Source organism: Porphyromonas sp. COT-290 OH860 (assembly GCF_000768935.1).
Classification (GTDB): Bacteria; Bacteroidota; Bacteroidia; order Bacteroidales; family Porphyromonadaceae; genus Porphyromonas.
This window is the reverse complement of sequence record NZ_JRAR01000060.1, coordinates 1-20,653: the sequence shown is the minus strand read 5'-3', so window position 1 is coordinate 20,653 and position 20,653 is coordinate 1. Positions and strand designations below refer to the sequence as shown.

General features: G+C 50.8%; 18 protein-coding genes. 8 read left to right on the top strand and 10 right to left on the bottom strand.

Annotated features, from left to right (window positions below; all coding sequences use genetic code 11):
- Positions 1 to 135 precede the first annotated feature (135 nt).
- From HQ41_RS06810 to rseP, 3 genes are read left to right on the top strand one after another with little or no spacing between them, the layout of a single operon-like run.
- Complete coding sequence (locus HQ41_RS06810; RefSeq protein WP_044189662.1) at positions 136 to 696, top strand: ribosome maturation factor RimM; 561 nt, start codon at positions 136 to 138, stop codon at positions 694 to 696.
- Positions 697 to 699: 3 nt separating this feature from the next.
- Positions 700 to 1,857, top strand: coding sequence for a 1-deoxy-D-xylulose-5-phosphate reductoisomerase (locus HQ41_RS06805; protein ID WP_044189659.1), 1,158 nt, complete (start codon positions 700 to 702; stop codon positions 1,855 to 1,857).
- Positions 1,858 to 1,890: 33 nt separating this feature from the next.
- Complete coding sequence (rseP, locus tag HQ41_RS06800) at positions 1,891 to 3,246, top strand: RIP metalloprotease RseP (protein WP_044189656.1); 1,356 nt, start codon at positions 1,891 to 1,893, stop codon at positions 3,244 to 3,246.
- Between the two features lie 304 nt (positions 3,247 to 3,550).
- Here rseP and HQ41_RS06795 read toward each other — a convergent pair whose 3' ends face one another.
- From HQ41_RS06795 to HQ41_RS06775, 5 genes are all read right to left on the bottom strand, one after another.
- Entirely contained in the window at positions 3,551 to 4,693 is a 1,143-nt protein-coding gene (locus tag HQ41_RS06795; protein ID WP_044189743.1) for an exo-beta-N-acetylmuramidase NamZ domain-containing protein, read from the bottom strand.
- 121 nt (positions 4,694 to 4,814) lie between these two features.
- Positions 4,815 to 5,645, bottom strand: coding sequence for a glutamate racemase (gene murI / locus HQ41_RS06790; RefSeq protein WP_044189653.1), 831 nt, complete (start codon positions 5,643 to 5,645; stop codon positions 4,815 to 4,817).
- Between the two features lie 3 nt (positions 5,646 to 5,648).
- On the bottom strand, positions 5,649 to 7,097 hold the full coding sequence (locus HQ41_RS06785; RefSeq protein ID WP_044189651.1) for an O-antigen ligase: 1,449 nt from the start codon (positions 7,095 to 7,097) through the stop codon (positions 5,649 to 5,651).
- A 3-nt stretch (positions 7,098 to 7,100) separates the two neighbouring features.
- Positions 7,101 to 8,186 carry a glycosyltransferase family 1 protein gene (locus tag HQ41_RS06780; RefSeq protein WP_044189648.1) on the bottom strand — a complete coding sequence of 362 codons (1,086 nt, stop codon included), beginning with the start codon at positions 8,184 to 8,186 and terminating at the stop codon, positions 7,101 to 7,103.
- 159 nt (positions 8,187 to 8,345) lie between these two features.
- Positions 8,346 to 9,785, bottom strand: coding sequence for an ATP-dependent RecD-like DNA helicase (locus tag HQ41_RS06775; protein WP_044189645.1), 1,440 nt, complete (start codon positions 9,783 to 9,785; stop codon positions 8,346 to 8,348).
- Between the two features lie 108 nt (positions 9,786 to 9,893).
- On the opposite strand from HQ41_RS06775, the gene HQ41_RS06770 reads away from it, so the two are divergent.
- Genes HQ41_RS06770 through rsmD form a run of 3 tightly spaced genes read left to right on the top strand, consistent with a single transcriptional unit; the run spans position 9,894 to position 11,941 of the window.
- Positions 9,894 to 10,526 carry a hypothetical protein gene (locus tag HQ41_RS06770; protein ID WP_044189642.1) on the top strand — a complete coding sequence of 211 codons (633 nt, stop codon included), beginning with the start codon at positions 9,894 to 9,896 and terminating at the stop codon, positions 10,524 to 10,526.
- A complete protein-coding gene (locus HQ41_RS06765; protein ID WP_081964795.1) occupies positions 10,526 to 11,389 on the top strand; it encodes a DUF3822 family protein in 864 nt (287 codons plus the stop codon). The genes HQ41_RS06770 and HQ41_RS06765 overlap by 1 nt, the downstream gene beginning before the upstream one ends.
- Positions 11,390 to 11,398: 9 nt before the next feature.
- Positions 11,399 to 11,941: a 16S rRNA (guanine(966)-N(2))-methyltransferase RsmD gene (gene rsmD / locus HQ41_RS06760; RefSeq protein WP_044189635.1), complete on the top strand. Its 543-nt coding sequence runs from the start codon at positions 11,399 to 11,401 to the stop codon at positions 11,939 to 11,941.
- On the opposite strand, the gene dacB is transcribed toward rsmD, so the two are convergent.
- Positions 11,931 to 13,361, bottom strand: a complete 1,431-nt coding sequence (dacB, locus tag HQ41_RS06755; protein ID WP_044189633.1) for a D-alanyl-D-alanine carboxypeptidase/D-alanyl-D-alanine-endopeptidase — start codon at positions 13,359 to 13,361, stop codon at positions 11,931 to 11,933. The genes rsmD and dacB overlap by 11 nt on opposite strands.
- 41 nt (positions 13,362 to 13,402) lie before the next feature.
- On the opposite strand from dacB, the gene ung reads away from it, so the two are divergent.
- Entirely contained in the window at positions 13,403 to 14,071 is a 669-nt protein-coding gene (ung, locus tag HQ41_RS06750) for a uracil-DNA glycosylase (RefSeq protein ID WP_044189631.1), read from the top strand.
- An 11-nt stretch (positions 14,072 to 14,082) separates the two neighbouring features.
- Here ung and recG read toward each other — a convergent pair whose 3' ends face one another.
- The 4 genes from recG to HQ41_RS06730 form a co-directional block, all read right to left on the bottom strand.
- The gene (gene recG / locus HQ41_RS06745) at positions 14,083 to 16,182 is read right to left on the bottom strand and encodes an ATP-dependent DNA helicase RecG (protein ID WP_044189629.1); all 2,100 of its coding nucleotides are present in this window, start codon (positions 16,180 to 16,182) and stop codon (positions 14,083 to 14,085) included.
- Positions 16,183 to 16,197: 15 nt separating this feature from the next.
- Positions 16,198 to 16,869 carry a 2-C-methyl-D-erythritol 4-phosphate cytidylyltransferase gene (locus tag HQ41_RS06740; protein ID WP_044189627.1) on the bottom strand — a complete coding sequence of 224 codons (672 nt, stop codon included), beginning with the start codon at positions 16,867 to 16,869 and terminating at the stop codon, positions 16,198 to 16,200.
- 3 nt (positions 16,870 to 16,872) lie between these two features.
- The gene (gene xseB, locus HQ41_RS06735) at positions 16,873 to 17,076 is read right to left on the bottom strand and encodes an exodeoxyribonuclease VII small subunit (protein ID WP_044189625.1); all 204 of its coding nucleotides are present in this window, start codon (positions 17,074 to 17,076) and stop codon (positions 16,873 to 16,875) included.
- Between the two features lie 526 nt (positions 17,077 to 17,602).
- Complete coding sequence (locus HQ41_RS06730) at positions 17,603 to 19,987, bottom strand: TonB-dependent receptor (protein WP_044189623.1); 2,385 nt, start codon at positions 19,985 to 19,987, stop codon at positions 17,603 to 17,605.
- Positions 19,988 to 20,351: 364 nt separating this feature from the next.
- Here HQ41_RS06730 and HQ41_RS06725 point away from each other — a divergent pair.
- On the top strand, positions 20,352 to 20,653 hold a 302-nt coding region (locus HQ41_RS06725; protein WP_044189619.1), incomplete at its 3' end, for a helix-turn-helix domain-containing protein.

Below are 20,653 nucleotides of genomic sequence, written 5' to 3'. Positions count from 1 at the left end.
TAGTACCACCATACCCCCTACCTCAGGGATAAGTCCTCAACCAGAGGCCTCGTAGAAATAGAAGTTTGTTGGTTAAGTGGCGATAATTAGCGAACTTTGGCGAGTTTTATGGCAGATATACAGACGGTGTAGACTATGTTGAAGAAAGAAGATTTTGAGTGCATCGGCACCCTTGGCCGTAGCCATGGGCTCTCAGGAGAGATTACGGCTAAGCTGAGTATCGACATTAGCAACTTGATTGACGACGAAGAGGCTCTATTTTTGATGCTGGAGGAGCATGGTTTGCTCATTCCCTTTCGTGTAGAGGGTTTGCGCAGTAAGGCCGGTGATATCGACATCATTAAGTTCTCTGGGTTAGAGAGCAAAGAGGCTGCCGAGCGCTGGGTGAATACCCCCGTTTGGCTAGACAAGGCCTACCTCAGCGAAGCCGAAGACGTCACTGATCTGCTTGAGTACGCACACTTCGTTGGCTACAATCTCTTAGATGCCGAGAGCAACCTGCTCATCGGTACCATCACAGAGGTAGACGAAACAACCATCAACACCCTTATTACTGTCGAGCGCACAACGGGAGAGGAGCTTATACTCCCTATCGCAGACGAGCTACTCGCTGGTATAGATGTAGTGCAGCGCACGATCTCTCTGATTATCCCTGCTGGGCTACTCGACGATTCTGCCGAATATGATATAGACTAGTTTATGAAGCGACATATAGCAATACTAGGCTCTACGGGGTCTATCGGGACGCAAACCCTAGATATCATCAGAGCCAACCCCGAGGACTTCGAGGTCTATGCCATTACAGCTGGGCGCAATGCCGATCTGCTGATCCAGCAGGCTATAGAGTTTGCTCCTCGCTATGCCGTCATAGCGGACGAGAGCCAGTATAGTACCGTGGCGGAAGCCCTTTCGGGGAGCTCGACTCAAGTACTCTCGGGAGCCAAAGCAATCGAGGAGGTCGTGACGCATGAGGTAGTAGATCTTGTCATCACGGCTATGGTCGGCTACTCTGGTCTGCGACCAACATTGGCCGCAGTGCGACACGGCAAAACTATTGGATTGGCTAACAAAGAAACGCTCGTGGTAGCAGGCGAATTGATAATGCCACTAGCTCGGCAGCACGGCGCACGTATTATCCCTGTGGATAGCGAACATTCGGCGATCTATCAGTGTCTTATAGGGGAAGAAGAGAGATTTGAACGCCTTATCCTTACGGCTTCTGGCGGCCCCTTCCGTACTTATGCTCGGGAGGATCTAGAGCATGTGCGGGTAGATCAGGCTCTCAAGCACCCGAATTGGGTTATGGGGGCTAAGGTGACGATCGACTCGGCTTCGCTGATGAACAAAGGATTTGAGATGATGGAGGCTAAGTGGCTCTTCGATTGCGATCCGGGCGAGATAGATGTGTTGGTTCACCCGCAGAGCATTATTCATTCGATGGTACAGTTTTGTGATGGTGTGGTTAAGGCTCAGCTTGGTATTCCCGATATGCGTCTGCCTATCAGCTATGCGCTAGGCCTTACTCGCCGTATCCCGAATGACTATCCTCGATACGATTTCCTTAGCCAAGGCTTCACATTTGAGCTCCCAGATACCGAGCGTTTCCCCAATCTAGCCCTTGCATATCGAGCCGTTGAGCTTGCTGGCAATGCCCCTTGTGTACTCAATGCTGCCAATGAGGTTGCGGTAGCAGCCTTCCTTTGCGAGCAAATCAGCTTCACCGATATGAGCCGTCTGATCGCTCAGATGCTTGATGGGCGGGTGCACGTCGGGGAAATAGATCTCGATATCCTTGAGCAGACCGATGCCGAGGTACGTCGCCTCAGCTGGGAGTGGGTTAAGGCCCATCAGTGCTAGGCTTCGAAATGAATAAATAACAAACAAATTGATATGAATATCCTACAACTAATTGCATCGCTCTCTATCCTTGTGTTCATACATGAGCTAGGTCACTTCGCCATGGCTCGTCTGTTTGGAGCAAGGGTCGAGAAGTTTTATCTGTTTTTCAACCCGTGGTTTTCGCTTTTCAAATATAAATCCAAGCGCAGCGGCACGGTCTACGGTTTGGGTTGGCTCCCCCTCGGTGGCTACTGCCAAATAGCTGGTATGGTGGACGAGTCTATGGATAGCGAGGGACTCAAGAGTGCCCCTAAGCCCGATGAGTTTAGGAGCAAGAAAGCTTGGCAGCGCCTCCTAATCATGGCTGGTGGTATTATCTTCAACGTCATCTTGGCGATGATTATCTATATAGGGATTGCTTTCACTTGGGGAGATAAGCACCTTGATAGTAAGTCGGTGGAGTCTGGTTGGAAGTTTTCCGAGGTTGCTCAGCAAGTAGGCTTCAGAGATGGGGACATCATTCTCGAGGCTGATGGGGTAGGGCATCTCAATGCCTTGAGTACTCAGTTTACTGGCAAACTTATCAATGCCAAGGAGATTAAGGTGCTCCGTGACCACAAGGATACGATCACTATCGCTATGCCCAACGATTTCGTTGAGCGTATGCTGGCCGCAGAGCAGAGCTTCGCAACTCCACGTGTCCCCTTCGTCGTAGATAGCGTAGTACGTGACGAAACACTTGCCACGGGCCTGCATAAGGGGGATAATATCATTGCGATCAATGGGCAACCAACACCCGACATCGAGGCTGTTATCTCAGCTCTACAAGCAGCCAAAGGCACGACAGTAGAGATTATGGCGATCCCAGTGGGGCAGGCCAAACTAGGGACAAAGGCCTTCGACACAGAGAGTGACAGCCGAGCCGTTTGCTATCAAGTGGCCGTAGATACGGTTGGGCAGATCGGTGTGGTCATTCGTCCTATGCAGGAGCTCTACCCCGTTGAGCAGATTAGCTATGGCGTCTTCGAGGCAGTTCCGGCTGGTATTCGTCGCGCTACCACGACTATTGGAGGCTATGTAAGCAGCCTCAGATATGTCTTTACTAAGGAAGGCGCCAAGTCCATGGGAGGCCTAGGCACAATGGCTAAGCTATTCCCCTCTGGCTTCGATTGGTTAGCCTTCTGGAGCGTAACAGCTTTCCTCTCAATTATCCTTGCGGTGATGAATCTACTGCCTATTCCTGCTCTAGACGGAGGGCATATTGTCTTCATCTTGCTGGAGATGATCACACGGCGTAAGCTCAGTGATAAGGTGATGATGTATATCCAAACTGTGGGTATGGTACTGCTGATCCTGCTGATGCTTTATGCCAACGGAAACGACATTTACCGCTATCTAATCAAGTAGCGGATCCAGTGCCAAAGAATAGTATGTGACTGTATAGCTTTGGTATCTAAATACAAAACTAAGGGGCTGTGGCAAAATCACTTTTGCTTGCAGCCCCCTCCTTTAGGTGTTCTAGAATGTCAAAATGCAAGGTGCTAAGATTGAAGCCAGCGAAGTCTGTGCGGAGCAAATGTTGCAAGTAACACAGCTGCTTGCGTAGGACACACCGCCTCATGCCTCGAAATCCGTGAGATAGCCCTATGCCTTACTCGAACTAACTCTCGGTCTAATACCGTTTGCTATTGTGCAGAGTTGCTGGATCTGGCTAATGACTCTCACTAGGATAGTCAGGATAGAGAAGATATTGCTTGCGTTTTCGCTTGAAGAGTTCTAGTCCCTGCCGCCAGCTTTCTCGGATTTCGGCTTCGCTTAGCCCCGACTCTAGTTGTTGGGCTAGCTGCTTATTGCCCGCAATCAGCTCAAACGTGCGTGGACGATCAATTAGCTTGTGCCCATGTTGCTTGGCAAGGTTATAGTAGTGAATCAGCCACTTGAGGGATAGCTGTCGCTTGGGGTGATCTTCGTCGGTGAGATCTATGCCGTAGCAGACTTGATCTTTGTGCTTAGGGTTGCTGTCTGCTCCGTGCGTTACTCTCGGCGTAAAAGTAAAGGCTCCGTAACCTTTGTGTGGATAGCCCAATATCCTGAAGGGGTGCTCTGTGCCTCTACCTACACTTAGTATTGTTGCCTCGAAGAAGCATAGTGACGGATATAGCTCTATCGAGCGAGCATCTGGTAGGTTGGGGCTAGGGCGAACGGGGAGTGTGTACGGCTCTCCATGTTGCCAGCCGTCTATTGAGATGATATCAAGTGAGCAGATATTGCCTCCTCTGAGCCACCTCTCCCCGTTGATCATCTGCGCCAATTCGCCCACCGTCATGCCGTGCATTGTGGGGATAGAGTGCATACCAATGAAGGACTTACAGTCGGCCTCTAGGATAGGTCCATCTATATAGTCGTTTGGGTTAGGTCGGTCACAGATGATGAGGTGCTTCTGCTCCTCTGCCGCAGCCTCCATGAGGTAGTGCATCGAGCTGATATAGGTATAGAATCGAGCACCGACATCTTGTAAGTCGAATACGATTACATCAACATCTTGTAGCATTTTGGGGGTTGGTCGTTTCTGACGACCATACAAGCTGACGATTGGTACCCCCGTTTTGACATCTCTACCATTACGTACATACTTGCCTGCATCTACTGTCCCACGAAATCCATGCTCTGGCACAAAAATCTTTTTTACTCGCACCTTACTGGCGATGAGTGTATCTAGCAGATGCGTCCTCCCCGCTCCTACGATAGAGGACTGATTGGCCATGAGGGCAACACGCTTGCCTTTGAGCTTTGGCAGGAGTAGCTCCATACGTTCGGCACCTACTCGTATTCGAGGAGCTGCCTTCTTAGTCATAATATGATATTGCTGGGATAGCTCGTCTTGCCTTATAGGAGTATTGGCTCCCTCTAGATGATCCCAAACTGATAGCAAAAGCAGGAGATAGAGTAGGGGGTAGAGGCTCGTTTTCATAGTTTTAGTCAATTTTGATTCTGCGTGCCTTGACCTCCTCGGAGATGAAGATAGAGGCTAAGTCACCAAATCTATCGGCACACTCCGTAGTCAAGTACTCGATGCCTCCACCTGTGCTTAGGCGAACTTCCATCTCGGGGTGCCTATGTAGGTAGTCTTGTAGTGAAGAGGCGACCAGTTCGCCCTGTGCGATGAGCTGAACTCCCTCGGGGAGGTAGTGCTCTATCTTGGGACGGAGCAGAGGGTAGTGAGTACAAGCCAAGACTAGGGCGTCGATCTCGGGATGATGTTGCATGACGGCATCAATCTCTCTCTTGACGAAGTAGTCCGCCCCCTTCGATTGGCTCTCCCCATTCTCTACAAGCGGCACCCACATTGGGCAGGCATGTTCGTAGATAGATAGGTGGGGTAGGAGCTTCTGTACCTCGAGTAGATAGGAATGTGCCGATACTGTGCCGGGTGTGGCGAGTATGCCGATGTGCCCACTTTGACTTGTGGCTTCTAGTGCTTCCACTGTGGGACGTATGACGCCTAGCACGCGACGTGTCGGATCTTCGCAGGTCGGTAGATAGCGTTGCTGTATCTCACGCAGAGCCTTGGCCGAGGCTGTGTTGCACGCTAGGATAACTAGCGGGCAGCCCTGCTCAAAGAGGAACCTCACTGCCTGAAGTGTGAAGTCTTTGATTACGTCGAATGAGCGAGTACCATAGGGTGATCGTGCATTGTCGCCGAGATAGATATAGTCGTACTGGGGTAAGAGCTTACGTATGGAAGAGAGGATCGTTAGCCCTCCGTAGCCAGAGTCGAATACGCCAATAGGAGCTTGTTGAGCCATTTTTTATTGAATAGGGGGTGATACCACGGGTGATTTGCCAACCTCCTTGCCTGAGTCCGCCAAGTGGTTGCCACCTAGTAGCAGGAAGTATAGCGCCATCGGAGGGATAACCTGATAGACATAGAAAGGAGAGTCGATGAGTATCATCGGCAGGAGCAGTAACATCCAGTAGAGGATTGCTCGATTATGGTACTTTACAGCAGCATAAATCGTAGAGCATACTAGAGCAAGCATCGCTACTACCCCAATGATGCCAGTGTCTAGGGCGACAGAAAGGAAAGAATTGTGGCTATGAGGATGCCCAAAGCGTTCCATAATCAGGGTATAGTCTGTGCCAGAGCCAGCTCCAAATATACCATAGCGCTTGATGTGCTCTATCGCATAGGCGAACATCTCAAGGCGAGGTCCATCGCTGAAAACATTGTGCTGATAGAGATAATAAATGGTGCCGATCAATATAGTTGCAACTATTATTCCAAGCATATAGCGCAGCTTGGTCGAGGAGCGTATGCCTTTGATGTAACTCGAGAGTGCCAATAACGGTAGTAGCCCAATAACCCAGAAGCCATATCTGGCCTGAGTGATGAAGGTGAAAATGATGAGAAATAGATAATACAGCCCGAGTTCCAAACGTAAGTTCTTACGTAGGCTTGACGATAGAGCGATGATGCTTGCCCAAGGTGCACTGAAGAAGAGTAAGTGATAGGACGGATGCTCCATGTGCGCCCAAGGCATCAAGATGTTGTAGATCGTCGTATGAGGGAAAGCTTTTAGATAGAATTTGTTGATGGTAAGCCCGTCAAGTACTCCGCCCGAATAAACAGTGACGAGGTATAGGTAGACGAGAATCTGTAATACTAGCACCGATAGGCTTAGACGTAGTATGACCCAAGAGATCCTGAGGACTTGCTCCTTACTCAGTGAGAGAATACCCGCCGAAAGAGGGAGTAAGATAAGCATCAATTGCTTCTCCGTGAAGTGTGCTCCTCGCTCTGGATATTCGCTCCAAAGCGCACCTATGGCAGTGGTAAGCACATAGATGATGCAAGCCCAGTGTACGACACCGATATTGCTTAGGGTAAACTGCCTTTGCCAGAGTAAAAGCCCTGTACAAACAGTGAGGTACACAATCTCGGCATTCTCCGTCCACCATATACTATAGCTCCAGCTGATAGCACCGACTACCAAGATAATCTCGGGGATATATTTGGGTCTAAACTCCCGTAAGTAGCTAAGAAGCTCGGCGAAGAAACTAGCAGCATATCCTGCCAGAGCCGTTATCCACCAAAGGGTATATACAATCCATAGTTGCTCTTTGGGGGCTTCTAGAGCTTTGATCTCTGTATTGCCCATTAGTACGGCAATCAGAATAGCGAGGATCCCCAAGGTTTGTATGCCTATATAGCGGAGGTTGCGGTAGGGGTTAGGGTTGTGATCAGGTTTATAGTGCATACCTTATGCCTTGATGCCTGCTAGTTTCTTGTATAGACTTAGATATGCCGTAGCCATGGTCTTGTAGTCGTATCGATGCGCCCAAGCTTTGAGCCTCTTGGGCTTGTCTGGGTCATTGGCATATTGCTCCAGCCCCTCTAGGAGAGTTGTAGCCATTGCTTGGGCCTCAAGCTCTCCGAAGTAGTAGGCTTCTGCGCCCCCAATCTCTGGGAGGCTCGTATGGGTAGATAGGAACGTTGGGCGCCCAAAGCTCATAGCCTCAATTGGAGGAATACCGAATCCCTCGGCGATAGACGGGTGGACGTATGCCGAGCAGTGTGCCAGTAGTGTTTGTTTCTCTAGGTTGCTGATATTACTAACGATATGTACCCGCTGCTCTAGACCAAGAGTTTTGATCTGCGAGAGGACTAAGTCGCGATACTCCTCCTCGCCATCGGAGCTGACCAAAACCAAATGGTAGCTATTGGGTAGGAATTGGAGCATCTCAACGAGCCGCAGCTGCTGTTTTTTGGGGTGGAGAGTACCTATGTTGAGTAGAAATTTGTCTGTGGGCTCTAGGTGAAGAGAGCTGGGGAAGGAGTCTATCTCGTCACTGAAGATGAGCCCATTGTGTATGACTTCAATCTCTACTCCTTGTTTGAGTTTGAAGAGGTGTAGATTGTCGAATAGGTTCTGACGTACAAATTCCGAGATACAGACAATCACATCAGCAAGCTCGATGTTGCGTCGCACTCGGCGTAGTACACGGGCGTAGCGTCTTGGTGTGAGAGGCTCGAATAGGAAGTTGAGGTCGTGTAGCGTGAGCACCCGCTTGCCTTGATGAGGCGTGTTGCGAAAATACTTTTGTAGTTGGTGCGTTACGTGCAGCACATTGTAGAATACAGGTGTGGGGTTGAATAGGCGATGCCAACCTCTGAAGGCAACCTTGTCTACAGTACTGTCGCCTCTCTCAAGCTCTTTGTAGAAGTGTATAGTTAGCTCTTGCTTTGCTTCCAGTATCCCTCTGTGGAGGCAGTGGCAGAAGAAGCCAAGCCCGGAGTTGGGATATTTAAGTCGCTCTAGGTCTACAAGGACACGCTTTTTAGCCATAGTTGGTTAGTCTAAAATTCTGAATAAAGTAAGTGGCACATCTTCAGCCTAATTTGATGCGCAAATATACTTCAAAATTATCGTTTGTTTGGGAAGAAATACTTGGCTCTTGGGAGGGGCCGAGGCTGCTCATCTGGGTTTATGACCGCTAGTTATGATTTAGCTAACGATGAACTCCTCTGGTGGATTGACCAGATAAACCTGCTCTGTGGCACGGGTAATCGCTGTGTAGAGCCAACGGATCATATTAAGGTCTGTAGGGAGTAGCTTCATTAGCCCAAGGTCTATGAAAACACAAGGCCACTGACCGCCTTGGGCTTTGTGAGCCGTCACGGCATAGCCGTACTTAATCTCTAGAGCGCCCCAGTAGGGATCTTGTCGGATCGCTCGGCGTAGATCCATTACGGAGCTGTGGTGGCTGTAGTCTTCTAGGAGGGCTTGGTAGAGTGCGGTGCGCTGCTGGTGGGTGCGCTGCGCCTGCTCGTCGGCAAGCCCCGTAAGTAGGAGCTTGACTTCCAGTTCGTCTTCTCTGTCTGGGAGATAGATGGTGGCATCGGCAAATCGGAGGCCATATAGCTCTGTTTGGCGATGGAGGCGTCTAAGCTCGATGAGTTCTCCATTGGCGATGAAGTCCGAGCGGTCCCGACGTTTAATATAGTGGTAATTGTTGCGTGCGACGATCAGCCCTTCTCCTCGCACGATCTCTTCGTCGTAGTCGAGTACTTGGGCTCTGATGCCAAGGTTGAAGGTTAGAGCTCGCTTGTTGGAGGGGGCGATCACAAGGCATTCCTCGCGCCCGTATCTGCGATATGCTCCATCTAGTGTATCGACTAGCTCTATCCCCGTGATGACTTCTACATCGTGATAGGCACTGATGTCGAGTTTGAGCTGAATGCTCTCGCCACTAGGAGTAGAGGTGTGAGAGGCGAGAAGTTGCCTTAGATAAGTGGCAAGCCCGAGTATGCCCGAGCTCTCCGCTTGCCGAACCACCTCCGTTAGCTCTGCCTCATAGATCTTGACGCCATACTGCCTCTCGAGCTGTGTCGCATTGAGCGCATCGCTCAGCTCGCTACCTACGGGAGGGAGCTGAGCTGTGTCGCCGACTAAAATCAACTTGCACCCATCTGCTTCGGCAATGTAGGCAAGTAGGTCGTCAAGTAGATTGCCCGAGCCAAACGGTGTTGGTTCGTTTGCAGCTCCCGAGATCATAGATGCTTCGTCTACGATAAATAGTGTGCTTGCGCCCTTGTGGCTGGCAAGTTTGTATCCGCCGCCCTCCTCTATCGAGGCAGCTGTGGACCGGTATATACGTCGGTGTATTGTCGTCGTGATGCGCCCTGAGGCTTGCTCCAGCACCTTAGCGGCACGCCCGGTGGTGGCCATTAGCTCCACATGCATCCCTGCTTCTTCGGCCGCAGATGCGATGGCGTTAAGTAGGAATGTTTTACCCGTGCCGGCGTAGCCTTTGAGTAGGAAAATGCTGTATGGCGCAGGATCCGCAAGGAAGGCCGCACAACTGGCGATCGCTTCTTCCTGTCCCGAGGTCGGGGAGAGGCCCAACTTTTGGAGTATTTGTTGCTCTATAAGATTGTACATCATTGACAATATTGTATCTTTGTGTTTGTGAAATTAGTCTTTTAGCAGAATAGTTTCTAATTTTGGCACGAGTTAAAGAAGTGGCAACTACAAACAAATACATATAGTACGATGGACAAAATTATCAAGGTACTGGTGCTTGCGGCTGTTATAGCCTTAGGTTACTTGACGTTTATGAGCGTCTATACACCCGTACAATTCGACAAAATCCAACAGCAGCGCGAGGAAGTGCTACAGAAAAGACTTAAGAAGATTGCTAACTATCAGGACGCTTTCGAGGATGTACACCATCGATTTGCAACAGCAGACGAGCTCGTTGCCTTCCTTGACTCAGGCAAGCTCTTCTATGTAATGGCCGAAGGCGACTATACTGATGCTATGCGTGAGCAGGGGCTTACAGAGTCGGATGCCGCCGCCAAGGGTCTTATTCGTCGTGATACTATTTGGGTTTCGGCTAAGGACTCTCTTGTCAAAGATGGTACCGATGTTACTAGGCTGTACGACCTGCCAGTTGGTTCTGCTCGTATTCAGGTAGACACCGCTTTCATTAGCCAGATTATTGGTCTAGATACTATTTTGGTCCCAGTATTCGAGGCCAGAGTGCCATTTGAGGACTACCTCTCTGACCAAGATAAGAGCCGTCTGAAGGACAAGGAACGTATGGCTAAGGAGAAGGCTAAGGGTTATCCCGGTCTGCGTATCGGTTCACTAACAGAGGTGAAGATGACTGGTAACTGGGAATAATGCTCTCAGTACAACCACATACGACAGTGCTAGTTAGCTCTAGCCAGTCCGAAGAAATGAGTATGTCCATCCGACTGATGTCGGGTGGACTTGCTTTTGCTCTATGGTCAATAAAGCAGGAGCGTGAGCCAGTAGCTTGTGGTTTCTTGCCTATGGGGACAGGCTATGGGTCGTGGTGGGAGGCGATGCAGGATTTATTTTTCCAGAACGAAATTCTCTGTTTCCCCTATCACAGCGTTGAAGTCTACTATCAGCCTCAGCAGATTATCTTGATCCCGCATGAGCATTACGAGGCTGAGGAGTTGGCCCTATGGCTACAAGCTGTATCGCCTCTCTCAGCAGATGAGGAGATACAGTGGCAAGCTCTTGCCTATCCCCTCGAGGACGAGGGCAAGCTACAAGGGCTGGCATGGTCGCAGCCGATGTATCAGTTTCTGCAACGCACCCACTTGCGCCTAAGAATGATCCCCGAATACATGCCTTGGCTCGCCTCACGTAAGCGTCAGTCACGGCAGTCCATTCAAGCGGAGCTGTGCGTCAGCTTGCACCAAGAGGGGATAGACTGCTTCCTCATCAAGCAGGGGGAGGTGCACTTTGCCAATCAGTACAGATTTGTTCGTCCAAGTGATCCGCAAGCTATGCTCGGTGAGATGAACTACTACATCTTGGCTCTATGGCGTTCGCTTGCGCTACAAGGGGAGAGTGATGGCCTATCGCTCTGTTACAGCCTAGATGAGTGCGAGGAGTCTTGTGCTAGATCACTTGCTCTGCTTGAGCAACTACGGGAGGAGCTGCACCTCTATCTCTCTCAGATAACCATACACACTCGGAGCATTGTTGCGGACAATGCCCATCAGCCATAACTCAAGGATATGCGCATCATAGGAGGTAAATACAAGCGAAGACGCTTCGATGTCCCCAAGAGCTTTAATGCTCGCCCGACGACAGACTTTGCCAAGGAAAATTTATTCAATGTGCTGGCACATCTCATTGATTTTGAAGATGCCATCGCCCTAGATTTGTTTGCAGGTACGGGCAGTATTTCGGTTGAGTTGATCTCTCGTGGCTGTAAACGAGTGGTGGCAGTGGAGCAGAGACGTGAGCATGCTGGCTTCATTCGTAGCCTAGCTCGTGACCTCAAGGAGGAGGATACACTACGTGTCTTGCAGACTGATGCGTTTCGCTATCTAAGATACGAGCAGTCGCTCCCTGAGTTTGACTTTGTCTTTGCTGATCCTCCCTATAAGCTCACAGAGATTGCCGAATTACCAGACCTGATCCTAGCTTCAGGACGACTCAAGCCCAACGCTTTGATTGTGGTTGAACACCCGCAGAACTATCGGTTCGACCAGCATCTGCACTTCCTACAGCACAGAGAGTACGGCTCTGTCAATTTCTCTTTCTTTACGACCTAGGTTGAGGAAACGCAAGACGAAGAAACTGTCTAAGCGTTTCTCTGGCTTCTCTATTTGTAGCGAAGCCATTGGCCATATAGACCAATATATACCATTCACCCTCGTGCTCTACGTAGCCAGCGTAGCACTGCACACCACGCATAGACCCACTTTTTAAGTAGGCCGTCACCTCTTCTGCACCCATAAGGCTGCGTACTGTGCCGTCTAGGCCCAGCTGTGGCAGGCTTTCTACCAGAGCCCCGTCGTGAGGTCGTAAGCCTCCCATCAAATCCACTAGTGTGAGCGATAGGGCGGCGGGGGTGATCTGGTTGAGTCGGCTGAGCCCGGAGCCGTCCGCTAGGCTAATGCTGTTGCTCGCAAGGGAGAGCTTGTCACGCCAGTACTTGGTAAGAGCCTCGCCGCGGCTCATGTCGGCGCCATCGGGCTTGAGTAAGGAGGCGATAGCCTCGGCAAATAAGTTGTGGCTACGGTGATTGGTAATGCGTGCCAGTGTGTCGAGCGGCTGGGAGTAGTAAGTGTGTAGTAGCGTACCTCTAGCTGGTCTAGGCTTGTAGCTCACTTGTAGAGGCTTGTTGATACTGATGCCATGCTCTTTGAGCAGGCGCATCAGCTTTTGCCCTGCGTAGGTCGCAGGGTCGGGGTTGGCAGGCCTTAGGTTAAGTCTGTCTGTGCTTCGTGGTATCAAGCCCGTTATCCTTGCTTGTGCTTGGGTTGGCGTGAGCAGTACCATCGCTGTATTTCTCTTGCCCGTGCGTAGCTCGTTGCGCCACTGTATGCTGCTATCCCTATCCCAGTCTAGTATCTTCACACTTGTCGCCTTGCGCTTGCCACGCACTACTCCTACATATAGATCTAGAGCATTGTCTGCATAGTTGAGCCCATAGAGCCCAGCGCCGTATGCAGCACCAATATCCTCGAGCATCCAGCTAGGGTGTACCCCCAGCTCTGCTTGCCAAGCATCGATGATGAGCCGACCGGTGATGCGCTGCACGCCTGCTCTCCCTAGGGCATCTGCTAGCTCTAGCCCTAGGCGCAGGCTATCTTGGGGGAGGTACTGTGAGCCGATGGAGGGATCTCCCATACCATGTACGATAAGGTCCCCATGGAGCGTCCCCTGCTCTATGCGCCCCTTGGTGTATATAGGAGTGGCAAATCTGTATGCCCCCCCTCGCTGCTGTAGGGCTGCTCCAGTGGAGAGTATCTTGACTAGTGAGGCGGGCGTCATGCGCTCGTCTTCTCTGTGGCAATAGACCGACTGCCAATCTCGGCAGCGGATTACCTCTAGCCCTATTCTCCCCCCCGAGGCTGCCTCTGCCTCTAGGATAACGTCGAGCGGATTGGTCGTTTGGGCGATGCCACTACATATATGGAGTAGGGCGAGGGTAAGTAGGCTCGTATAGCGTCGTATCGTCTTAGTCATTTTCTATATCTTTGGTAACAAATTTAGCCAATAAATAACGTATGCAAGTCAAAATAGAGCCAAGCTGGCACGCACTTCTAGCCGACGAGTTTGAGAAATCTTATTTCGCACACCTAAGTGCAGCCGTACGCCGTGAATACCTCTTGGGTAATCCGCCCATCTATCCAGAAGGCAAATTCATCTTTCGGGCTTTGGATCTCTGTCCAGTGGATCGAGTAAGGCTTGTTATTCTGGGGCAAGACCCCTACCATGGTCCGGGGCAGGCCGAGGGCTTATCGTTCTCTGTTCCTAGGGGTGTCCAGACCCCGCCTAGTTTGCGCAACATTAAGAGAGAGATCCTAGAGGATACAGGCTTGCCATCTGTTATTGATGACGGACATTTGATGCCGTGGGTGCAGCAAGGTGTGCTTCTGCTCAATAGTATCTTGACGGTACGTGCGGGGCAGGCTGGCTCGCACCAAGGCTTAGGCTGGGAGAGCTTTACCGATGCTGTGATAGAACGCCTCTCTCGTGAGCGGGAGCATCTAGTCTTTCTTCTTTGGGGAGCCTATGCTCGTCGCAAGGGGGCTGGGATAGATCGGAGCAAACACCTCGTCTTAGAGTCGGCACATCCGTCGCCTCTGTCGCAGACACGCTTCTTTGGCTGCAAACATTTTAGCCAAGCCAATGCATATTTGGTTAGCCACGGCTACGACCCCATACGCTGGTAGTACTATCGAAGCTATGAGATGACGCCCCAGTTGTCAGGGCGATTATAGATTTCTTTTAGGCGTGCTGCTAGCTGCTGATGCTCTGCTTTCTCGAGTGTGGGGTCTTGGCTCAGAATATGCTCGGCTAGGTTGCGTGCATACTGCACGAGTGCTCCATCTCTTGCAGGGTTTGCGATGCGTAGGCTAAGTTGCTTGCCACTCTGGCGTGTCCCCTCTAGCTCGCCGAAGCCCCTGAGGCGCATATCTTCTTCTGCGATGACGAAGCCGTCGTTGCTCTCTACCATGATCTCAATGCGTCTGCGTGCATCGGCTCCTATCTGGAAGCCAGTGATCAGCAGACAGTAGCTCTGCTCTGCCCCACGCCCTACACGTCCACGCAGCTGATGCAGCTGTGATAGACCGAAGCGGTCGGCTCCCTCGATGATCATTACTGAGGCATTGGGCACATTCACCCCCACCTCGATCACAGTAGTGGCTAGCAAGATCTGAGCCTCGCCCGAGACGAAGCGTTGCATACGCTCGTCTTTTTCTTTTGCCTTCATCTTACCATGCACCATCTCCAGTGTAAACTCGGGGAAAATCTCCTTGTATCGCTCCAGACCAGTCTCTAGGGCCTTGAGGTCTGCTTGCTCGTTTTCCTCAATCATTGGATACACTACATACGCCTGCCTCCCTAGGTTGATTTGCTCCCTCAAGAAGCTGAATACTGGGTACATCTGATTGTCGTAGTGATGCTGGGTTTGGATAGGCTTGCGCCCCGGTGGTAGCTCGTCGATCACGGATATATCTAGATCTCCGTAGAGGGTCATGGCTAGAGTGCGTGGGATAGGTGTTGCGCTCATGATGAGGATATGGGGTAGGACGCCCTCGTTCTTAGTCCATAGGCGTGAGCGCTGTGCGACACCGAAGCGATGCTGCTCGTCGATGACAGCCATGCCTAGCCTATCGAACTGAACACCCTCCTCCAGCAGAGCGTGGGTACCGACCACCAGTTTGAGCTCTCCGCTAGAGAGCCTAGGCAGGAGCTCTGTGCGCTGCCTCTTGGTTGTGCTGCCGATGAGTAGCCCGACCTCTAGACCTAGAGGTCGGAGCAGTTCGCTCAGAGATACTGCGTGCTGGCGAGCGAGTATCTCGGTGGGTGCCATCAAACAGGCCTGATAGCCGTTGTCTACGGCTAGTAGCATCGAGAGCAAGGCTACTAGAGTTTTTCCGCTCCCTACATCACCCTGCACAAGGCGGTTCATCTGTTTGCCTGCAAGGGTGTCTTGTCTGATTTCTCTAAGGACACGCTTCTGCGCTCCGGTGAGGTCAAAAGGCAGATGATCCCGATAGAGAGCATTGAAGTAGGTCCCTACGTGCTCGAAGACGAAGCCTTGGTAGCACATTTTGCGCTCTAGCTTCATGCTCTGGAGCTTGAGCTGTATGAAAAATAGCTCCTCGAACTTGAGCCTGCGTCTAGCTTGCTCTAGCTGAGCCGAAGAGTCTGGGAAGTGAATCTGTATGATGGCATCTGGATAAGCCATAAGTCCAGTTCTCCGGGCAAGTGCATCGGGGAGCGTTTCTTCTAGATGAGGGGCGAGCACCTTGAGTAGGGTGTAGAGCATCTGGCGCATCTGCCTATTGCTTAGCCCAGAGCTTTTCATTTTCTCGCTGGTGTTGTACATAGGTACTAGTCCGCCCGAGATGCTATCGGCCTTGCTGACGTCGTCGATCTCTGGGTGAGGAATACTGAAGACCCCATTGTAGTAGCTAGGTTTGCCGAAGATGATGTACTCTCGCCCTAGGGTGTACATCTTCTCAATAGTACTCTGTCCTCTGAACCACGTTAGCTCGACCCAGCCAGTATCGTCGTAGAAGACACCCACGAGCCTTTTCTTGCGTCCCTCGCCTACATCTCTCCACTCTCGTATATAGCCTCTGAGCTGAATGTAGGGCATATCTGGGCGGATCTCTCGTACCTTATAGAAGCGACTGCGGTCGATGTATTTGTAGGGGAAGTAGTGCAGCAGATCGAGATAGGTGTACAGCTCTAGATCACGTGCCAGTATCTCGGCACGTTTGGGCCCTACGCCGGGCAGGTAGGTTAGGGGTGTCGCGAATATCTGCACCATAGGGTAGGCTGAGGGTTACAGCTGTTTGCCTAGGATATACTCGGCGGTAGCAAGGTCTTGCGGACTAGTTATTTTGATGTTCTCCACATTCCCCTCTACTAGCGCGATCTCGCCTAGCCTAGCCGCCTCGTAGACCGAGGCATCGTCTGTGAAGGTGGGGGAGAAATCCTGACGATAGGCCGTAATGAGCCGTCCTAGGTCGAAGACCTGTGGGGTCTGGACGGCGACAAATTCGCTTCGAGGTACAGCCTTGGAGCTAGTCGTTGTAAGCTGTCTGAGGCTGTCGGTGACGGCAATATATGGTAGAGCAGCGCCACTGCGCTCGGCCTCGGCAAAGCAAGCATCGATCACGGACTTATGAACGAAAGGGCGCACACCGTCGTGTACGGCCACGCAACCCGACTTGCCTTGTAGCGTTTGTAGGGCATTCTGTACGGAGTGGAACCTCGTAGCCCCGCCCAAGCAGATACGATGTTCGAGGCCAAAGTCGTGCTGGCGACATAGCTCGTGCCAGTAGTCGATCTGTCCCTCGGGGAGTGCTAGCGTGATCTGCTCGCACCCAGCGAACTGCTCTAGCGTGTGCATCAGCACAGGCCTCCCGCCTAGGAGGAGGAACTGCTTGGGGATATCGGTGCCCATGCGTAGCCCTTGCCCGCCAGCTACGACGATAGCGTACCTCGCTTGCATGGCCTATTCGTTATTATCTTCTAGCTGAGCCATCAGGTCGGCTAGCTGTTTGTCTGCTTTGGTGAGTTTCTCTCGGCAGAACTTTGTTAGCTTCACGGCCTCGGCCACGAGTTTAGTTAGCTCGTCTACATCGGGGCTTTCGTGCTCGATGCGACGCACAATCACCTCGAGGCGCTGCGATGCCTCGGCGTAGGTCATTTCTTTCATACTTGCAGTGTAGTCTTATTTTGCTCTAGGTACAAAGTTAGACAAATCACCAAGATGAGCCGTGCAGGCAAATAGATGTATTCAGATTTTTACATTTATCACTTACGTTTGAGTAGCCCGAATGACTCGATAGATTTATTGGACGAAAAAAGGCAAATCGTGTATTTGCCCCCTAGCAGGCTCTACACGGGCACGACCCCTATTGGGACACTCTGCTGCCATCGAGGTGTAGATAACCGCTTAAATGAGGTTTTTGTAAGTAGCTTGTTTTTAGAGGTATAGTCTTTTTGAGGGCTGGGCTGATATATGCTAGGCTAGGTTTTGGTATTTTCTTCCCATCAATCTTTTTGGATTGTAGGACTAATCGCCAGAGATTAGTCCTACAATCCAAAAAAGTCTTCCCATAGATTTCTCTACATAGCCCTGTCAATCGAGATGCAGAGCAGAGAGATAGATGTGATAAATTTTACAATTTCGATGAAGTTTATACCCCAATCGGCTCTATGCTCGTGGCCCCCAAGGAGTCTTAGAACTTGACCATAATGCCTACCGTGGGTAGAAGCGTACCGCTATAGTAGACCAAGGGGCGCAGTAGCTGTTTGGTTTGGGGCGAATTGGGGTCGTCCATCACACGTCCTTGAGTATCCCGATTGGTATATATAGGCTCCGAAGGTGTATTGCTTAGATAGGCATTCTGCACATCAACATAGAGGTTGAGCATCCAGCGCTTGAAGTAGAACTCTTTGTCCAGACGCACGTCTAGCTGATGAGCATCATCTAGGCGCAACGTATTGAATCGCTCATAGTCTGTGTAGGCTTGGTTGGTGATAGACCAAGCGGCCTTGTCGGTGGATCGCTCCATATCAATGGGAGAGTAGGGGGCTCCGCCGATATATCGCCAGCGTGCCGAGAGATACCACCCTTTGGGTAGCTTGTAGCTTGTGGTGAGGTTGAGGATATGCCTCGTATCCCAAGAGGAGGGGCGATAGGTGCCTTTCTTGTCTGTAAACTCACTCCAGAAGAGGGTGTACGAGGCTGTTAAGTCAATGTTGCGCCAGCTCATGAGCTTGGCCACTGCCTCCATACCATAGGCTCTGCCCTCACCCGTGGAAATAACTGCCTCATCGCCTACCTGCCCATAGTCCACACCCTTGCTCGCTAGACTAATGCCGTCGGCCAAAGAGATTGGGTATTGGCTATATTGCTTATAGAAGCCCTCTACCGAGAAGCGAAGGAAGTCGCCCGGGTGGTACTCCATACCCACAATCGCCTGATTGGAGGTAATGTACTTGAGCATATCACTGCGATTGACGTAGATGCCCTCGGCGTTTTTGTATCCCATAGTTGTGTAGGAGGGAGGCATGGCGTAGCGACCTACATTGGCATTGATATCTAGATCTTCGGAGAAGGCATACGATAGCGAGAGCCTAGGAGATATCTGCTTGAGTGGGTTGCTCATACTGGCCGTAAATGTATTCCCGACCATATTTACCCCTAGCGACACCTTGAGGCGATCGTCTAGGTACTGATCCGACGCTTGTGCGAAGGCTTGGTAGGAGAATAGATCTATATGGCTGCGATACTCAAAGGGTATAACTCGTCCCGAGGCAAACTTTAGGCGATAGACGTCATTGATGTAGCTGCTGTACTTGATGCCTGCCCCTAGATTGAGCTTAAACGGTAGTGTCGTGTAGTTGCGCTCGTAGCGTAGTTTGATCTCGGCTTCGTCCGATTGATAGTCCGATATTTTGGGTGCAGACTTGTCGTTACCCTTGTGCTTCACTCCGCCGTTACGCATCATATTGCGACTTAGGATCCAGCTATCTACGAAGCGTTTGCCGTAGTGCTTGTAGACAAGCCCAAAAGTATAGTTCCATTGGTTGTACTCGGGCAGATAGCTCAGTAGATACTTCTGTGCCTCTGTCCCCGTTTGCTCCAGATTTCGGTTCAGGCGCATCTTGTCGATAGCCCCTAGACCAATGACCGTAATCTCGTTGTGAGCATTGATGCGCCATTTGTATTTGGCTTGGAAGTCATTGTAAGTCGGCAAGAATGGTAGTCCAATTAGCTTAAACAGCCATTGTAGATAGGACTGTCTAGCAGACACGATGAAGGAGGCGTCTTTGCCGATAGGGCCGTCTAGGGTCACTCCTGCGTCCGATGCTCCTATGGCTACCTTGGTGTGTATCTTGTCTTTGCTACCGTCTTTTTGTTTGATCTCCATCACCGAGCTCAGAGTATTGGGTCTACTGGCTGGGAAAGCTCCCGTGTAGAAGCTGATCTCGCGCACGAAGTCGGGATTGATGATGCCGACCACGCCCCCCGAGGCGCCTTGAGTAGCGAAGTGATTGATCACTGGGATCTCGATGCCATCGAGGTAAAAAACATTCTCCGCAGGTCCCCCACCACGCACGATGAGGTCATTGCGATTGGGAGCCGTCGCCCCTACGCCGGGTAGCGTCTGCACTAGCTTGGAGACATCTCGGTTGGCTCCAGCACTCTTCTCGATCTGCTGGACACCGAGTGTGAGGACGGAGAGAGGGCTCTCCGTAGGTCTAAGTAGTAGATTGGGACGAACGAACACCTCACGCAGCATCGTGGAGGCTTCGCTAACCATGATGTCTACAAAGGTTGTTTGGTTGCCCATGACTTGTAGCTCCTCCGAGATTGTGGTTTCGAAGCCGATCATACTGACTACCACCTTGCAGAAGCCCGGTTTGATGCCCTTGATTGTGAAGGTCCCCTCTAGAGAAGTCGTCGTACCGAGCGTTGTACCCTGTACTTGTACCGTAGCGAACTCGAGAGGTTCGTTGTTCTTGTCGTTGAAAACACGTCCCTGTATGATACCTGTTTGAGCAAAACCGTGATAAGTCAGAAGCAAAAGCAGGGCTAGCAGTGTGTATAGCCTCATCTGTTTAGTCGTTATAAATTGAAACTTCATAGCAAATCTTTTCCCAAGCCGATGCTAGGATAGTCTGCTTTATACGACAAAAATAATACAATTCTGTACAAATAGATGACTAAGCGACTCAAAAATAAACTTTTGAGACTTTCTCTCCCATTGTATTTTGCATCTTCTTGGGAGGCAGAATGCTCTCAAGATAGCAAGGCCTTATTTAATGCGTAAGCTCTGGGGGCTAGTTCATTCTGTACTTTCCATTTTCTAACGCAACACTATGGTTATAAGAACGACAGGTGGCGGGCTAGCCCGCCACCTGTCAAAAATCGTTCATAGCTTTGATGTTGNTGTACTTTCCATTTTCTAACGCAACACTATGGTTATAAGAACGACAGGTGGCGGGCTAGCCCGCCACCTGTCAAAAATCGTTCATAGCTTTGATGTTGAAATGGAAAGAACAAAGTACAAACGACTCACTTTGGACAATAGAAAGACCATTGCTAATTGCATTGGACTCGGCAAATCTGTCACTGAAATTGCGCAAATTCTTAGTGTGCACAAAAGTACGATTTCTCGGGAGATACGTCGTTTAGGAGAGCTTCAGGACTACCGCCCCTTAAAGGCTCATAAACACGCTGTCGAAGCAGGTAGCTTCCGAAAGAGGAAGATTAAATTCAC

What these genes read in the sequence shown, in the direction of transcription:
- HQ41_RS06785 (WP_044189651.1), bottom strand. Translation starts at nt 7,097, where the DNA reads ATGCACTATAAACCTGATCACAACCCTAACCCCTACCGCAACCTCCGC.
- ung (WP_044189631.1), top strand. Translation starts at nt 13,403, where the DNA reads ATGCAAGTCAAAATAGAGCCAAGCTGGCACGCACTTCTAGCCGACGAG.
- dacB (WP_044189633.1), bottom strand. Translation starts at nt 13,361, where the DNA reads ATGACTAAGACGATACGACGCTATACGAGCCTACTTACCCTCGCCCTA.
- murI (WP_044189653.1), bottom strand. Translation starts at nt 5,645, where the DNA reads ATGGCTCAACAAGCTCCTATTGGCGTATTCGACTCTGGCTACGGAGGG.
- HQ41_RS06775 (WP_044189645.1), bottom strand. Translation starts at nt 9,785, where the DNA reads ATGATGTACAATCTTATAGAGCAACAAATACTCCAAAAGTTGGGCCTC.
- HQ41_RS06810 (WP_044189662.1), top strand. Translation starts at nt 136, where the DNA reads ATGTTGAAGAAAGAAGATTTTGAGTGCATCGGCACCCTTGGCCGTAGC.
- rseP (WP_044189656.1), top strand. Translation starts at nt 1,891, where the DNA reads ATGAATATCCTACAACTAATTGCATCGCTCTCTATCCTTGTGTTCATA.
- HQ41_RS06795 (WP_044189743.1), bottom strand. Translation starts at nt 4,693, where the DNA reads ATGACTAAGAAGGCAGCTCCTCGAATACGAGTAGGTGCCGAACGTATG.
- HQ41_RS06765 (WP_081964795.1), top strand. Translation starts at nt 10,526, where the DNA reads ATGCTCTCAGTACAACCACATACGACAGTGCTAGTTAGCTCTAGCCAG.
- HQ41_RS06805 (WP_044189659.1), top strand. Translation starts at nt 700, where the DNA reads ATGAAGCGACATATAGCAATACTAGGCTCTACGGGGTCTATCGGGACG.
- rsmD (WP_044189635.1), top strand. Translation starts at nt 11,399, where the DNA reads ATGCGCATCATAGGAGGTAAATACAAGCGAAGACGCTTCGATGTCCCC.
- HQ41_RS06770 (WP_044189642.1), top strand. Translation starts at nt 9,894, where the DNA reads ATGGACAAAATTATCAAGGTACTGGTGCTTGCGGCTGTTATAGCCTTA.
- recG (WP_044189629.1), bottom strand. Translation starts at nt 16,182, where the DNA reads ATGGTGCAGATATTCGCGACACCCCTAACCTACCTGCCCGGCGTAGGG.
- xseB (WP_044189625.1), bottom strand. Translation starts at nt 17,076, where the DNA reads ATGAAAGAAATGACCTACGCCGAGGCATCGCAGCGCCTCGAGGTGATT.
- HQ41_RS06740 (WP_044189627.1), bottom strand. Translation starts at nt 16,869, where the DNA reads ATGCAAGCGAGGTACGCTATCGTCGTAGCTGGCGGGCAAGGGCTACGC.
- HQ41_RS06730 (WP_044189623.1), bottom strand. Translation starts at nt 19,987, where the DNA reads ATGAGGCTATACACACTGCTAGCCCTGCTTTTGCTTCTGACTTATCAC.
- HQ41_RS06780 (WP_044189648.1), bottom strand. Translation starts at nt 8,186, where the DNA reads ATGGCTAAAAAGCGTGTCCTTGTAGACCTAGAGCGACTTAAATATCCC.